Annotated in this window: 15 protein-coding genes and 1 pseudogene; 2 read left to right on the forward strand and 14 right to left on the reverse strand. The window is 67.0% G+C overall.

The window, feature by feature from the left end:
• A partial coding sequence (locus FFS09_RS29610; protein ID WP_137922488.1) for a hemagglutinin repeat-containing protein occupies positions 1 to 1,216 on the reverse strand: 1,216 nt, incomplete at its 3' end.
• Here FFS09_RS29610 and FFS09_RS29615 point away from each other — a divergent pair.
• On the forward strand, positions 1,215 to 1,628 hold the full coding sequence (locus FFS09_RS29615; RefSeq protein WP_137922489.1) for a hypothetical protein: 414 nt from the start codon (positions 1,215 to 1,217) through the stop codon (positions 1,626 to 1,628). The genes FFS09_RS29610 and FFS09_RS29615 overlap by 2 nt on opposite strands.
• A 285-nt stretch (positions 1,629 to 1,913) precedes the next feature.
• On the forward strand, positions 1,914 to 2,363 hold the full coding sequence (locus FFS09_RS29620; RefSeq protein ID WP_137922490.1) for a hypothetical protein: 450 nt from the start codon (positions 1,914 to 1,916) through the stop codon (positions 2,361 to 2,363).
• Positions 2,364 to 2,405: 42 nt separating this feature from the next.
• On the opposite strand, the gene FFS09_RS29625 is transcribed toward FFS09_RS29620, so the two are convergent.
• The 13 genes and pseudogenes from FFS09_RS29625 to FFS09_RS29685 form a co-directional block, all read right to left on the reverse strand.
• Positions 2,406 to 2,765, reverse strand: a complete 360-nt coding sequence (locus tag FFS09_RS29625) for a YfeK family protein (RefSeq protein ID WP_137922491.1) — start codon at positions 2,763 to 2,765, stop codon at positions 2,406 to 2,408.
• 49 nt (positions 2,766 to 2,814) lie between these two features.
• Entirely contained in the window at positions 2,815 to 3,315 is a 501-nt protein-coding gene (locus FFS09_RS29630; RefSeq protein ID WP_137922500.1) for a GNAT family N-acetyltransferase, read from the reverse strand.
• 72 nt (positions 3,316 to 3,387) lie between these two features.
• Entirely contained in the window at positions 3,388 to 4,842 is a 1,455-nt protein-coding gene (locus tag FFS09_RS29635; protein ID WP_137922492.1) for an amidase, read from the reverse strand.
• Positions 4,839 to 6,287, reverse strand: coding sequence for an enolase-like domain-containing protein (locus FFS09_RS29640; RefSeq protein ID WP_171020271.1), 1,449 nt, complete (start codon positions 6,285 to 6,287; stop codon positions 4,839 to 4,841). The genes FFS09_RS29635 and FFS09_RS29640 overlap by 4 nt, the downstream gene beginning before the upstream one ends.
• Positions 6,288 to 6,313: 26 nt before the next feature.
• Positions 6,314 to 7,183, reverse strand: coding sequence for an ABC transporter ATP-binding protein (locus FFS09_RS29645; protein ID WP_252374567.1), 870 nt, complete (start codon positions 7,181 to 7,183; stop codon positions 6,314 to 6,316).
• Between the two features lie 19 nt (positions 7,184 to 7,202).
• Entirely contained in the window at positions 7,203 to 8,219 is a 1,017-nt protein-coding gene (locus tag FFS09_RS29650; RefSeq protein ID WP_137922494.1) for an ABC transporter substrate-binding protein, read from the reverse strand.
• Between the two features lie 46 nt (positions 8,220 to 8,265).
• Positions 8,266 to 9,042 (reverse strand): ABC transporter permease, encoded by a 777-nt coding sequence (locus FFS09_RS29655; RefSeq protein WP_137922495.1) that lies wholly within the window; start codon positions 9,040 to 9,042, stop codon positions 8,266 to 8,268.
• A 24-nt stretch (positions 9,043 to 9,066) separates the two neighbouring features.
• Positions 9,067 to 10,131, reverse strand: a complete 1,065-nt coding sequence (locus FFS09_RS29660; protein ID WP_137922496.1) for a dihydrodipicolinate synthase family protein — start codon at positions 10,129 to 10,131, stop codon at positions 9,067 to 9,069.
• Positions 10,132 to 10,137: 6 nt separating this feature from the next.
• Positions 10,138 to 10,974 carry a GNAT family N-acetyltransferase gene (locus FFS09_RS29665; protein WP_137922497.1) on the reverse strand — a complete coding sequence of 279 codons (837 nt, stop codon included), beginning with the start codon at positions 10,972 to 10,974 and terminating at the stop codon, positions 10,138 to 10,140.
• Complete coding sequence (locus tag FFS09_RS29670) at positions 10,961 to 12,013, reverse strand: NAD-dependent epimerase/dehydratase family protein (protein WP_137922498.1); 1,053 nt, start codon at positions 12,011 to 12,013, stop codon at positions 10,961 to 10,963. Before FFS09_RS29670 ends, FFS09_RS29665 begins: the two co-directional genes overlap by 14 nt.
• A 131-nt stretch (positions 12,014 to 12,144) precedes the next feature.
• Entirely contained in the window at positions 12,145 to 12,792 is a 648-nt protein-coding gene (locus FFS09_RS29675) for a TetR/AcrR family transcriptional regulator (protein ID WP_137922499.1), read from the reverse strand.
• A gap of 70 nt (positions 12,793 to 12,862) precedes the next feature.
• A pseudogene (locus tag FFS09_RS29680) lies at positions 12,863 to 12,958 on the reverse strand (antitoxin, Phd family protein); the annotation flags it as partial.
• Between the two features lie 140 nt (positions 12,959 to 13,098).
• On the reverse strand, positions 13,099 to 13,515 hold the full coding sequence (locus tag FFS09_RS29685) for a hypothetical protein (RefSeq protein WP_212745181.1): 417 nt from the start codon (positions 13,513 to 13,515) through the stop codon (positions 13,099 to 13,101).
• Between the last annotated feature and the right edge of the window lie 205 nt (positions 13,516 to 13,720).

A 13,720-nucleotide genomic window follows, 5' to 3' on the forward strand; every position in this document is an offset into this window, starting at 1 on the left:
CACCCTGCCCGATGGAAGGACCGAGAAAGCCCGGGTGCCGCGCGTCTACCTCGCACCCCGAGCGGGCGACCTGGCCCCCAGCGGCGCGCTGATCGCGGGCAGCGAGGTGCGCACCTTCGCCTTCACCACCCGCAAAGTAAATGTCCGGCGCCTCCAGGCGCGCGCCCTGCAGCTCAATACGATCGGGCGCGCTGACGCGGATGGCATTGCCGGCCTTGAGCGAGGTGCCGTGCGCCTGGCTGCGCAAGGTCAGCTCGTTGATCTCGGTCTTGCTCTGGTGGACATCGCCATCGTTGACACCCAGTTTGCGGCGCACGTGGACCTCGAGTTCACGGCTGTAGGTGTCCTGCGCGGCATGCAGTTGGGCCACGGTGGCGCCGCGGATATGAATGTCCTCCCGGGCTTCGATATCGGCGCCCACGACGAAGGTGGCCCCACCGTCGAGGATGACGTTGCGCCCCTGCAGACGGCTGCGTTGCGCTTCGCTGGCGTCGATGCGCAGGTCGGTGGTGACGGACTTGCTGCTGAAGAGGTCTTTGTTCTCGGTGTGGTGGTGCTCGTCGACCTGCAGGGCTCGCTCACCGGCGTCGATGAGCAGCAGGCCGGCAGCCTTGGCGTGGATGTCGCCTTGGGCCTGGATGTCGACCGCACGCGCGACGAGGTGCTGGCCGGCTTGCAGGTGCACATCGCCGCCGGCGGCGATGCGCGTGCCTGTCTCTTCGCTGCGCGCGGTGCGCTGGCGGTGGTTCTCGTTCCAGTGCACGTCGTCGCTGGCGCTGGTGCGCACGGTGTCCATGTTCAGGTCGCGCCCGGCGACGAAGGCGGTGGGGCCAGAACCCTCGTTGCGGATGTCGGCTGCGGTCAGGGTGATGTCGCGCCCGGCCTGGGCCAGGATCACGCCGGCTTCGCCGCTGACGTAAAGCTTCGCCTGGCGGTCGATGCCGGTGCGCTCGTAGGTGCTGGTGCCGGCGCCGTTGGAAGTGGTGGTCGTGGTGGTGCGGGTGGTGCTGGCGATATTCAGATCACGCCCGGCATCGAGCACGATGGCGTCCTTTGCGGCGATCTCGCCGCCTGCGATAGCGATGTCGCGCCCTGCGCTCAGGGCTGCTGTGCCCTGCGTGGTGATCTTGCCGCTGTGGCTGATGTCGCGAGCGGCATCGATCTGCACCAGCTGCCGCCCGGCGATGGTGCCGCTGTTCAGAACATCGCCGCTCATGTGGATGTCCAACGGAGACCAACTCGTGCTGATGTATTGCAAGACAGGGGACGAGCCACAGTTGGAACTTCACACCATCAATCACAACGTCTACCGCCTCAACACCCAGGGGGACATCGTGTGGCAAGTCCAGCGAGATGACAGCAACCATCCGCCCGGTTGGTGGGATGAGTTGCATCGACAAGCCCGTGCGGAAGGCCTCGACGGGGCGCGAGAGCCGTTCGCCGAGTTCCTCATCGAGTACGCCGACGGCTCCAACAACAAGACGCCCATGGAAACCTTGCCGTTGATAGACATGTGGGTACCCGGTTGCCGGATCTGGCTACGAGGGTCGGCATACCAGCAGTACACCCTCGACCCCGACACCGGCATTGCCAAGAACGTCACCAAGTGGCCGGTTCGACCGTGGTGACGCATGTTCTCCACCCGACATGCTTCTGCGCTGACCTTGATGGTTCGAGAGAATCGCCAGCAAATATGCCCTGCCGCACGCGCCCATGAGGGTCGTCGATGTGTTGCGGCCCAAGGGGGTCACGCTGGAGGTGAACTTCGCTGGAAGCGTCTCCCCAGGTGCATCGCATGGCATCCATACAGGCGACAACGGCGGTGGAGGTGGTGTGCAGTCTCAGATCAAAGCGATCTCAAAGCAACCTTCTGAGTTTGAAAGTTGGTTTACCAATCCGAGAGACATCAGCAAATGAATCGGTCAATCAAAAAGCCAAAGATATGGAAGCGCGTGCATCTTCTCCATGGCGATCTGCTCGCTCTTGCCTCTGTCTATGGCGATGGAAGCTACTTGTCGCTTCACGACATCAACCATATCGTCTACCGCCTCAATGCCCAAGGCGAGATCCTCTGGCAGGTTCAGCGCGATGACAGCAACCATCCGCCCGGTTGGTGGGATTCGTTGCACCGTCACGCTCGCGCCGAAGGGCTCGACGGGGCGCGTGAGCCCTTCACCGAGTTCCTCATCGAGTACGCGGACGGCTCCAACAACAAGACGCCCATGGAGACGCGGCCGTTGGAAGACAAGTGGGTACCCGGTTGCCGGATCTGGCTACGAGGCTCTGCATACCACCAGTACATTCTCGACCCTGACACCGGCATCGCCAAGAACGTCACCAAGCTACCTGTGCGCCCTTGGTAGTCCAAGTGACTGTGAACATTCGATTCTTCTACGAACTCAACCTCAGCGCGGCGTGCCACGTGAAGACCCGCGAATGGCCGTGAGTTGTTCTCTGAGCCATTGGTTGCTCTCGACCGGCGCAGCGCCGCCACAGCGGACCTGATACGGCTTGCCCGACATGCTGCTGCGGGACGCGGCCAGCTCGATGAACTGTTCTGCGCTCTGCACCGCTCCCCGTTTCTCGATGTACCCGAGCTTGTCCAGCAGATGCGCCTTGGCCCGTGCGCTGTCGTGCCAGGTGCCGTTGCGCTGGAACTCGCAGGCCGACGTTTCAAGACGGTTCAGCATGGCGTCAATTTCCGCGCGCACGGGTGCGGGGGTGGGATCGGCGAAAGCGAGGCCGCACACGGTCACCAGCACCATCAGGAGCACAGGCCAACGCACCACGGCGCGTTGGAGTTTGGCGCACCCGTCAGCCAGCATAGCGCAGCAAAGCCATGGCGTGGCCGTCGATATATTCGCCATCGACCCGGAACCCGTTTCGCTGCAGACCCTCATGTTCAAAACCCAAACGTTCGTAGAGCGCGCGGGCGTTGGGGTTGTCCGCGCGCACGGTGAGTTCGATCCGCGTCAGCCCCTGCAGCCAGGCCTTCTCGATGGCTGAGGCCATGAGTTGGCGGCCCAGGCCCCGGTGCCTGGCCGACGGCAACAAACCAATACCCAGGACGCCGATGTGCGCGCGCGCCTGGCCAAACACGGGCAGCACGTCACACCAGCCGACGACCGCACCGTCGAGCAAGGCGACGAAATGCGGTCGGTCGTCCTCCAGGATCTGCCGGAAAAAAACCATGGTCTCTTCCGCGGGCGGCGCCTGCGTCATCGCGAGGAACCGCTTCTCGCGCGCCACGGCATCGAGCACCGCGTGCAGTGGCGTGAAGTGCGATGCCGCGAGAGGGACGATGTGTGAGGTCATGCCGTTCAACCATAACAGGAGAGGCGCGTCGGAGCGCCCTGCCCTGCCGCCGACGAACCCTCTGCGATGGAATCATATGGTGGCAGTGCCGCGTGCAGGCACCCCACCGCTCACCGGCGGCCGCCGGTGAAACCAGGGCCGCGCGGCTTCCAGTTGCGCACACAGCCGCAGCAGCAAACCCTCTTCGCCATAGCGCGCCGCGAACTGGCAGCCGATCGGCAGACCGTCTGCCGTCCAGTACAGCGGCACCGAGGCCGCAGGCTGGCCCGTGACGTTGAACGGGTAGGTGAACGGCAGGTAGGCCGCGAGCTTCGCGAGCCAGGCGCGCACGTCGCTGGACCGGATGTCGAAGTGGCCCAGCGCTTGCGGGGTCTGCGCCAGCGTCGGGGTGAGCCAGATGTCGTAACGCTCGAAGAAACCCGCGATGCGCCGCGATTGCCGGTGCAGCGACTGCAGGTTGAGGATGTACTCGGCCGCGCTGGGTGCGCGCCCAAGTTCGGCCAGCGCGTAGGTCAAGGGCTCCACCAGCTCGCGGTCGGGCATCGCCCCGCCGGTCGCGCGTGCGATGTTGGCCATGGTGTTGGCGGCGAACACCATTTCAAAGCCGCGCTCCACCGCTTGCGCGTCGAAGTCGGGAGAGGCCTCTTCCACGTGGTGGCCGAGTTGTTCGCACAGGCGCGCAGCGTCCTCCACAGCCGCCACGCAAGCGGGGTCCACGGGCACGCCGGTCGGCGCGGTCTTCGCGTATGCGATGCGCAGGCGCCCGGGTGCGCGACCCACGTCGTTCAAGTAGGGCCGCTCGGGCGGCGGCGCCATGTAGGGGTCGCCCGGCATCGGCCCGGCGATAACGTCGAGCAGCGCCGCGCTGTCGCGCACGCTGCGGCTCACCACATGCTGGTGGGCCAGTCCGCTCAGACCTTCGCCGCCTTCGGGACCGGCGGTGACACGGGCGCGCGTGGGCTTCAGGCCGAACAGGCCGCAGCACGAGGCCGGGATGCGGATGGAGCCGCCGCCGTCGGTGGCGTGGGCCAGCGGCACCATGCCCGAGGCCACGGCCGCCGCCGCGCCACCGCTGGAACCGCCGGGCGATAGCGCCGTGTTCCAGGGGTTGCGGGTGTCGCCGTACAACAGCGACTCGGTGGTGGGTGAGAGACCGAACTCCGGCGAGTTGGTCTTGCCCGCGATCACCAGCCCGGCGCGGCGCAGGCGCGCCACGATTTCGCTGTCGGCCGCCGGCATGTTCCGCTCATACAGGCGCGACGACGCGGTGGTGGCGGCCCCCATCACCGAGGCCACCAGCTCCTTCACCAGAAAGGGCACGCCCTGGAACGGACCGGGCGGCAGGCCGCGTGCGATCTCGGCGCGCGCGGCGTCGTAGAGCGGCGTGACCACGGCATTGAGTTGCGGGTTGTGCCGCTCGATGCGCGCCAGCGCCGCGTCCAGCAGTTCCTGCGGGGTCACCTCGCCGCGCTGCACCCGTTGCGCGAGACCCAGGCCGTCGTGGCTTTCGTAGTCGTCGATGTTCATGCGGTCTCCGGGGGCCAATCGGCGCGGGGCATGGGGGCGGTGTCCGCCAGCTCCGGGTTCACCGCGGAACCGAAGCCCTTGCAGGCCAGCGAGCCCAGCGCCAGTTGCCCGCGCTGAATGCGCAGGCGCACCCGACCGTCCTGCAGGTGGTACAGGTCGGGGTGCGCGGCCAGGTAGGCCTGTGCCTCGGCCTCGGGGCGACCGTTGAAGCCGTCGATGAAGTGGTGGGCGTTGCGCTCCACGTGCGCGATGCCGAGCAGGCTCACCAGCGCGAGGTCCTGCTGCACCGAGATGCCGGGCTGCGTGGTCAGGTCTTCGGCCGACATGAAGTAGGCCGCCCTGCCCTCGGTCTGGTTCCACACCTGGCAGCGCGCCAGGTTGAGGATGGACTTGTAGAAGCCCTTGCAGGCCTTGGTGGACACACCGGTGTAGCCCAGCGCTCGCGCACGGGGAAAGGCATCGAGGTCGCCGTCGGACTCGTCGATGATCACGGGCTTGTGGCGCGCCAGCGCGGCCACCGGCTGGGCCAGCGCCATCTGCCGCTTGATCGGCTGCTCGATCAGCAGCGTCGCGGCGCACAGCCGTTGCAGCGCCGGCTCGGCGGCCATGCGCTGCCACAGCGCGGCGATGGCGTCGGCGTCCTCGTACTGCTCGTTGCCGTCCAGCGTGACCACGTAAGGGTCGGCCAGCCGGTCGAGCACCGACGCGATGCGGCGCAGCCGCTCCAGATCGGCGTCGGCCAGGCCCGACACCTTGAGTTTGAAGTAGCGGTTGCCGTAGGTGGACACCACCTCTTCCAGCGTCTCGGGCAGGCCATCGTTCACGCGCGCACCCACCGCCTGGTCGGCCGCGACGATCGGGTCGAGCAGGCCCACGGTGTGGCGCACCGCCACCGTGGTCAATGGCGCCATACCGCGCAGAAAAGGCGACAGCGCGAAGCCCTGCAGATCGGGCGCGATGGCGTGCGCGCGCAGGCCGGGCAGGTTGTGCTGCAAGGCCTGCCAGAAGCTCAAGCCTTCGATGCGGCACAGCGCGTCGAGCACGGCGCGGTCCAGCAGCGCCGGTCCGTAGCTGGTGACCAGTGGGTTCAGGCCGCACGCGGCGCCCGCGTCCAGCAGCTCGCGGTAGTGGTGGGCGTAGAGGTCGAAGGCGCTGAGCCAGGGCGCCGCGCCATAGGCCTCGCCGGTGAGCTCCAGCGCCTTGCGCAGTTGATCGTGATTCTGCGCATCGGACAGCGCGGGGTCCTTGTCGAACCACTTCGCGCCCAGCGCCTCGGCCGCGTACCCCGTGCCCTCGCGCCCGTTCTCGTGGCGCACGCGCACGCGCACGATGGCCTGGCGGCCTTCGGTCACGGTGATGACGCCGAAGCGAAACGGCAGGCGCAGCCGGTACGGCGACTCGAAGCGTTCGACGGACAGGACTTTGAGGCGGGGGGCGGCAGGCATGTCGGTCATTCAGCGGTACCGGTGGGTCACCACTGCGGGCCAGCCCGCGTGTCACGCCGGCCGGTGGCACCCGAGAGTTCGGTGTACAGCTCGAAAGACAAACGGCCCAGCGCGGGATCGGCCCGCGTTTCGGCGGTGCGCGGGCGCGGGATGTCCACGGCGCGGATGTTGGCGATACACCCGGGGCGCGGCGACATCACGACCACGCGGTCGGCGAGGAACACCGCCTCGGGAATCGAATGGGTGACGAACACGATGGTCTTGCGCAGCCCGCCACCGCCGCTGCTCTCGCCCCAGATGCGCAGCAGCTCGATGTTCATCTCGTCGCGCGTCATCGCATCGAGCGCGCCAAAGGGCTCGTCCATCAGCAGGATCGGCGGGTCCATGATGAGGGCGCGGCAGAGCGAGGCGCGCTGCTGCATGCCACCCGAGAGTTCACCAGGCCGCTTGTTGGCGAAGTCGCTCAGGCCCACCATCTTGAGCAGCGTGTGGGCGCGCTCGCGGTACTGCGCGGGGTTGCCACCGGCCAACTCCACCGGCAGCAGCACGTTGTCCAGCACCGAGCGCCACTTGAGCAGCAACGCGGCCTGGAACACCATGCCGACCTTGGGAATGGGTTGGTTCACCGGCACGCCGTCAACCAGGATGCGGCCGCTGGTCACCGGGCGCAAGCCGGCGATGGCGCGCATCAGCGTGGACTTGCCACAGCCGCTGGGCCCGACCAGCGCCACGAACTCACCCTCGCGGATCTGCAGCGAGATGTCGCGCAAGGCCTCCACCGGCCCACTCTCGGCCTGGTAGATCATGCCGGCATGGTCAACCTCGATGAGGACGCGGCGCGTGGCCGCACCGTCGGTGTGTTCTGCTGCATTGCTCATCGCGTCGGGTTCCTGCATGCCGGGCATCGTGCGCCGCCTATTTGACCGCCAGCGGCATCGCCACCTTGGTGAAGTACTCGGTGCTGAACACCGACTTGCAATCGACCTTCTTGGGCAGGCCCATGTAGGTGTTGACGATGTCGGTAGAGGCGCACATCTTCTTCTCGTCGATCCAGCCGATGCCGTTGTCGGCGTAGTTCTTCGTGCGCATCAGGTCGAAGCCCATGTTCATGTTGGACTCGATGATGGCCACGTCGATCTCGGGCACGCGCTTCTTGAAGATGGCCAGCGCTTCCTTGGGGTTGGCCATCACGTCGCGCCAGCCCATGTAGGACGCTTCGAGGAAGGCCTTGAGCTGTTTGGGCTTGTCGGTCATGGTCTTCTCGCCGGCAATGATGGACATGGCGTAGAGGTCGAAGCCGTGGTCGGCCCACTGCAGGCGCACGGCCTTGCCCGTGCCCATGGCCTTGTCGTAGAACGGCTGGCCGGTGGTGTAGTCGGCCACGCCGTCAACGCGCTTCTCGGCGATGGAGGCGACCTTCGCGGTGGGTTCGATGTTCACCCAGCTCACCTTGGCCGGGTCGATCTGGTTCAGGCGCGCGAACGCGGGAAAGGCCAGGCGCTGGCTGTCGCCCGCGGGCGCGGCGACGGTCTTGCCTTCGAGGTCCTTGGGCTTGAGCAGCGGCTTGTCCGCGTGGCTGAAGAAGGTCATGGGCGTCTTGTCGAACACCATGCCCACCATCTTCACGCGCGCGCCGCGCGAGGCGGCCGAGATGACCGGCACCGCATCGGCCAGGCCGGCATCGGCGCGGCCGGTGTCGACCTTGGCAATGGAGTCGCCCGAGCCCTTGGAGTTTTCCAGCGTCACGTCCAGGCCCCGCTGCGCGTAGTAACCCTTCTCCAGCGCCACCCAGTAGGCGGCGTGGTCGCCCACGGCGAACCAGTTGAGCGCGAAGGTGAACTTCTCCTTGGCCTGCGCCGAAGCCGTGGCCGGCAGCAACGCGAACAGGGCCGCGCAAACGGCGGCGGCGGAAACAGCGATCCGGGGAGTCATGGTGCTTTCCTTTCGGTGGACGGGTGAAGAAACGGTCGACGGGGATTCAACGCGGCGCCTCTTCGGCCCAGGGCGCGAGCAGGCGGGAGAGCAAGGCCACCAGGCCATACAGCAAAAGGCCCAGCACCGAGATCCACACCAGCGCGGCGAAGGCGGCCGGTGTGTTCATGCTGCTTTGCGTGGTGATGATCACGTAGCCCAGGCCCTTCTGCGAGGCCACGAACTCGCCCACCACCGCGCCCACCACCGCCGAGGTGGCGGTGACCTTGAGCGCGCTCAGGATGTAGGGGTAGGCGTTGGGGATGCGGATCTTCATGAACACCTTCCACTTGGGCGCGCTGAACACGCGGCCCAGGTCCACCATGTCCTGGTCGATCTGGGTCAGGCCCACGGCGGTGTTGATGACCACGGGGAAGAAACCGATCAGCGCGCCGATCAGCATGTTGGGCAGGATGCCGTACCCCAGCCACATCAGGAACAGCGGCGCGATCGCCACTTTTGGCAAAGTGTTCACGAACACCAGGAACGGCGTGAGCGCGCGCGAGATGCCTTGCGACCACGCGATGGACATGCCCAACATCACGCCGGCCACGCCCGCCAGCACGAAGGCGCCCAGGATTTCGATCCCTGTGATGCAGGTGTGGGTGAGCCAGGGAATCTCGTCGCTCACCATCGCTTTCCACACCGCGTAGGGGCTGGGCAGCAGGTATTCGCGGATGCCGAACACCGAGACCGCGAGCTGCCACAGCGCGATGAAACCCACGAACATGCCGATGGCGGGCAGGTAGTGGGCGGTCCAGCGGGCGAGCTTGTTCTGCTTCATGGGTGGTTTTCTTCCTTCACGCTTTCATGCGAGCCAGCGGCTCAGTCCGGCCTTTACGAAGGCGTCGTCGGCCAGGTCGCCGTGTTGTGCGCACACGCGATCGATTTCTTCCTTCTGCCCCGGGCTCAGGCCCTCGCTCGGGTCCAGGCACCAGATGCCTTCGAGCAGGCCCTGGCGGCGCAGGATCTCGTGGCAACCGGCGATGCAGCCGTGGAAGTCGTTGGCGACATCGAAGAACGCGCTGTTGCAGTCGGTGACGCGGCTGTCCAGCGCCAGCATGTCGGCGGTGACCGCGGGATCGCGCGCCGCCGCTTTGCATTGCTCGAGCAGGCGCACCGCGCCCGAGGTCCACACCGACCAGTGGCCCAGCAGGCCACCGCGAAAACGCAGCGTCACCGGTTGGCCATCGCGTTGCACGGTGAACGGCGTGACCAGGTCGAGCACGATGTGGTCGTCGTTGCCGGTGTACAGCGTGACGTCCTCTTCCGCCCGCGCGGCCACCACGCCGCGCACCACGTCGAGCGTGCGGTAACGGTGAAACGGCGCAACCTTGATCGCCACCACGTTCTGAATCGCGGCGAAGCGGGCCCAGAACGCGGCGCTCAGGTGCATGCCGCCCACGGCAGGCTGCAAGTAAAAACCGATCAGCGGGATCTCGCGTGCCACGGCCTCGCAGTGCGCAATCAGCGCGTCTTCGCCCTGCCCCTTCATGGCGGCCAGGCTCAACAGCCCGGCGTTGTAGCCCAGGCCATGCGCCAAACGCGCCTCGGCTACCGCTTGTTCCGTGCGACCGCACACGCCCGCCACCATCGCAAGTTCGCGCGTGGGTTCGACCCAGGCGCGCGCCGTCTCCATCGCCAGGCGCAGCACCTCCTCGAACAGGCCCACCTCGCGGATCGCGAACTGCGTGGTGTGCACGCCCACGGCCAGGCCGCCCGCGCCAGCATCGAGGTAGTAGCGGCTGAGCGCGCGCTGGCGGCGCACGTCGAGCTGGCGCTGCGCGTCGAGCGCGAGCGGGTGCGCCGGAATGGCCAGGCCTTGCCGCAGCAGCGCGCGTGTGTGTTGGACTTGTGTGGCAGTCAGGCTCATGGGGACTCAACCAAATTCGGGACCGGCCAGCACGAACAGGCGGTCGTTGACGGAAGCAATGGGCGCCGCGCCGAGCGCCATGCGCACGAAGGAACGCTGGCGCGCAAAGCCGTTCAGTTCGAGCCAGCCCCGCAGCGAAGCCCAACGTTCGGGCACATCGAGAAACACACGCCCACGCAGGCCCGCCAGCGCGGTCTGCAGCAGCGAGAGCGCCGAGGCTTCGTCTTCGGCCACGAGGGGGCCGATCTGCGTGGCGCGGCGGCCCTCGCGCGCGATGGCGAAGCCGGTGTTGCCCGCCGCCATCCAGGCGCGGCTGCCGGCGCGCTGCAAGAAATCGGCCAACAGAAAGCCGCGGCCGCATCCGCTGGCCTGCGCATCGAGCTTTGACACCGTGGTGGCGTCGGCGGGCATCGCGCTGGGCACCGAAGCGCCGGCCGACACCGTGCCTTCCCAGCGCGCGAGCGTGAAGCCGTCTTCGAATCCCACGCGGCTGTAGGCCTGTTGCCCGGCGGGCGTGGCATCCAGCACCGGCGTTGCACCCAGCGCGCCCAAGTGCGCCACGCAGCGCGCCATCAGTGCGGTGGCAAGGCCCTGGTGGCGCCAGGCTGGATGCACCAGCACCATGGAGATCCAGCCGATGCCGCCCGCGTAGGGCAGCGCCGCCGCGGTCGCCACCAGCGGCCCCGTGTCGCCGTCGCGCAGCCCGAAGACCCGCCCCTGTTCGACGAACAGCCGCCAGTCGTCGGCGGTCTGGTTCCAGCCCGCCGCGTCCGACAAGGCCAGGCCCTCCGGCACACCGTCCGGACCGAGGACCACCGAGCTCAGCGCCTCAGAAGGCGCCATCCCGCACCTCGAATTTGGTCGGCTTGTTGAACGCCGGTTGCTCGCGCTTGACCCAGTCGGCCACCCAGTCGAGCATGGCGCCCAGCGGCACCAGCGGATAACCGAACAGCCGCCCCGCCAACGTGGTGTCCGAGAGCAAGGCGGTCACCGCCTCGTGGCCGCTGACCAGGGCTTTCACACCCAGGCGCGCCGCGAACTCGTCGACCAGCCAGCGCACCGACAGCGTCTCGGGCCCCGTGCAGTTCACCGGCGTGGCCGGCACCGTGCAGTGGCGCAGGCAGCGCAGCACCTGCGCGTTCGCGTCGCCCTGCCAGATCACATTCACATGGCCCATGGTCAGGTCCACGGTCTCGCCCCGGTGCACCTTCGAGGCGATGTCGTACAGCACGCCGTAGCGCATGTCGATCGCGTAGTTGAGGCGGAAGATGCGGCCCGGCGTGCCGTGCAGGCCCGAGAAGTACTCGAACATGCGCTCGCGCCCGATGCACGACTGCGCGTATTCGCCCATCGGCGCGGGCGGCGTCTTCTCGCTCGCGCCCTGGCGCCCCACCGTGGTGAGCGGGTAGATGTTGCCGGTGGAGAAACCGACGATGCGCGAATCGCGGAAGGTGTCGGCCACCAGGGCCGGTACATGCGTGTTCATGGCCCAGGTCAGCGCCTGGTTGTCCTTGGCGCCGAACTTGTGGCCGGCGGCGAAGACGATGTTGGGCACGCGCGGCAGCGCTTCGATGGCGGCGCGGTCCAGCAGGTCGGCGGCGATGGTCTCGATGCCCCAGCCTTCCAGGCGCTGGCGCACCGCGGCGTCGCTGAAGCGCGCCACGCCGATCACGCGCTTTTGTGGCGCGGCGTTCTTCGCCAGGCGCGCGAGGGTCGGACCCATCTTGCCGGCCACACCGAGGACCATGATGTCGCCGTCCACCTGCGCCAGGTCGTCGATCAAGGCCTGGCTCGGCCGCGACAGAAATTCCTCCAGCGCCTCCACCGACTCGAAGCGAGCGGGCAAGTGGGCGGGATCGAGCAGTGTGACGTTGCCGTGCATGGCATGACCCTTTTCTCAAACGCGATGGAATGAGCATATGGGCTGGTTTGCGCGACGTCAACCGTTTGGTTGAAATTGCGGATAGGGGTTTGCCTGCATGGGCGCGGGTGGCCCTTTTGATCGGGGTGCGTTCAGGCGCGCAGCCCGGCCATCGCGAAGGCGACGACGTGCTTGCGGTAGGCGCCCACCGCATCGGCCGACGTGAGGTCGCGGTCGAAGATGGAAGCCAGGGTCAGGCGGTTGGAGAAGAAGAAGTACGACATGCCCGCGACCGAGATGTACAGCTCCACCGGGTCGATGCCGCGGCGAAACACACGGGCACGGATGCCACGCGCCAGCGTCTTGGCAATCAGATCGATCAGGGGCGAGTTGGTGTCGCGGATGGCGCTGGAGTCGCGCACATGTTGCGCGCCTTGCGCATTCTCGTGGTTGAGCAGACCGATGAAATCGGGGTGCTGTGCGAGGTAGTCGAACGAAAACCCGATCAACGTGGCCATCGCCTCCTCGGGTTGCATGTCGCCCAGCTTGAGGCTGCGCTCCTGTGTGCGGATCTCGGTGTAGACCACCTCGAGCGCAATGCGGTACAAGTCTTCCTTGCTGCCGAAGTAGTAGTAGATCAGCTGCTTGTTGACGCCGGCGCGGGCCGCGATCTCGTTGACGCGCGCCCCGGTCAGGCCCTTGGCGGAAAACTCCGTGCGCGCCGCGGCGAGGATGGCCGTGCGGGCCGCGCTGCTGTCTGCATCGGTGTGGCTGGAAGCGGCGGCGCGGCGTGAGGGCATCGTGGGTTTGCGGCTGGCTGTGCGGTGGGGCGGATTATCAGCCAGGCCTTCTGACCGCACGCAACCGGGCCACCAACGGCTCGCGCCGCTCGCGGAGGGTCGCGAGCACTTCGGCCGCATGGGCCTTGAGGTAGCTGATCGGCTTGACCTTGGATGAGTAGCGCATGGCGGCGATCTTGAAACTGAGTAGCCAAAAAATACAGCCCCTTTAAGGACAACATGGGGCATCCGAAGCGTCACGGCGTCGAGCACCGCGTGCAGTTGCGTGAAGTGCGATTCAGCAAGAGCGGCAATGTGCGAGGCCATTCAATCCCGGCAGTACCCCTCACCGCTGCGCACGGTCAGGCAGTCCTTCTTTTCACTCAGCCACTTCATGCCGGTTTCAACACCACCCGTGGCACGAACGGATTCCTTCGTGCCATCGCGTTCGAACTCGATGCGATCGCCCACGGCCGTCCCTTTGAACGTGCGCGGGCCGTCCAGGTTCTGGACCGTGATGTCGTACGTGCCGCCGCCGCCCGCGAGCCGAAGGAACGTGCCCTCCGGTCCGCTCCATGTGCCCAACCAACGGTCGGGCGCGGCTGTGGCGTTGGTGACCGGGGTGTTGGTCGTCGTGCTGGACGGGGCGTCCGCCGGGCGGTCCTGGCAGCCGGCCAGCAACCCGGCCATCGCCAGGCAACCCACGGTGAACACGCGCTTGATGAACCGAACGGATGCGAGCATGGTTGGTATCTCCTTCGCCGAAACCCGCAGGATAGCCGTGCCTTTGTGTTCATGCTGTTACTCGATGCGACATTGAACTAAAGCCTTCATGCGGCAGGCGTGACTAAGATCGGACAGATGAATGTTCGACGCCACGCCCTGCCCTTGCTCGCCGCCCTGCTCACCGCACCCACCTGGGCACAAGTTCCAACGCCCACCCCAGCAC

The organism is Hydrogenophaga sp. 2FB (assembly GCF_005503365.1).
Taxonomy (GTDB): Bacteria; Pseudomonadota; Gammaproteobacteria; order Burkholderiales; family Burkholderiaceae_C; genus Hydrogenophaga.

Bases quoted from the DNA above. Each gene is read 5' to 3' on its own strand.
- FFS09_RS29665 (WP_137922497.1), bottom strand. From the start codon at position 10,974: ATGGCGCCTTCTGAGGCGCTGAGCTCGGTGGTCCTCGGTCCGGACGGT.
- FFS09_RS29640 (WP_171020271.1), bottom strand. From the start codon at position 6,287: ATGCCTGCCGCCCCCCGCCTCAAAGTCCTGTCCGTCGAACGCTTCGAG.
- FFS09_RS29675 (WP_137922499.1), bottom strand. From the start codon at position 12,792: ATGCCCTCACGCCGCGCCGCCGCTTCCAGCCACACCGATGCAGACAGC.
- FFS09_RS29685 (WP_212745181.1), bottom strand. From the start codon at position 13,515: ATGCTCGCATCCGTTCGGTTCATCAAGCGCGTGTTCACCGTGGGTTGC.
- FFS09_RS29635 (WP_137922492.1), bottom strand. From the start codon at position 4,842: ATGAACATCGACGACTACGAAAGCCACGACGGCCTGGGTCTCGCGCAA.
- FFS09_RS29645 (WP_252374567.1), bottom strand. From the start codon at position 7,183: ATGCAGGAACCCGACGCGATGAGCAATGCAGCAGAACACACCGACGGT.
- FFS09_RS29650 (WP_137922494.1), bottom strand. From the start codon at position 8,219: ATGACTCCCCGGATCGCTGTTTCCGCCGCCGCCGTTTGCGCGGCCCTG.
- FFS09_RS29660 (WP_137922496.1), bottom strand. From the start codon at position 10,131: ATGAGCCTGACTGCCACACAAGTCCAACACACACGCGCGCTGCTGCGG.
- FFS09_RS29625 (WP_137922491.1), bottom strand. From the start codon at position 2,765: ATGGTGCTGGTGACCGTGTGCGGCCTCGCTTTCGCCGATCCCACCCCC.
- FFS09_RS29620 (WP_137922490.1), top strand. From the start codon at position 1,914: ATGAATCGGTCAATCAAAAAGCCAAAGATATGGAAGCGCGTGCATCTT.
- FFS09_RS29630 (WP_137922500.1), bottom strand. From the start codon at position 3,315: ATGACCTCACACATCGTCCCTCTCGCGGCATCGCACTTCACGCCACTG.
- FFS09_RS29655 (WP_137922495.1), bottom strand. From the start codon at position 9,042: ATGAAGCAGAACAAGCTCGCCCGCTGGACCGCCCACTACCTGCCCGCC.
- FFS09_RS29615 (WP_137922489.1), top strand. From the start codon at position 1,215: ATGTGGATGTCCAACGGAGACCAACTCGTGCTGATGTATTGCAAGACA.
- FFS09_RS29670 (WP_137922498.1), bottom strand. From the start codon at position 12,013: ATGCACGGCAACGTCACACTGCTCGATCCCGCCCACTTGCCCGCTCGC.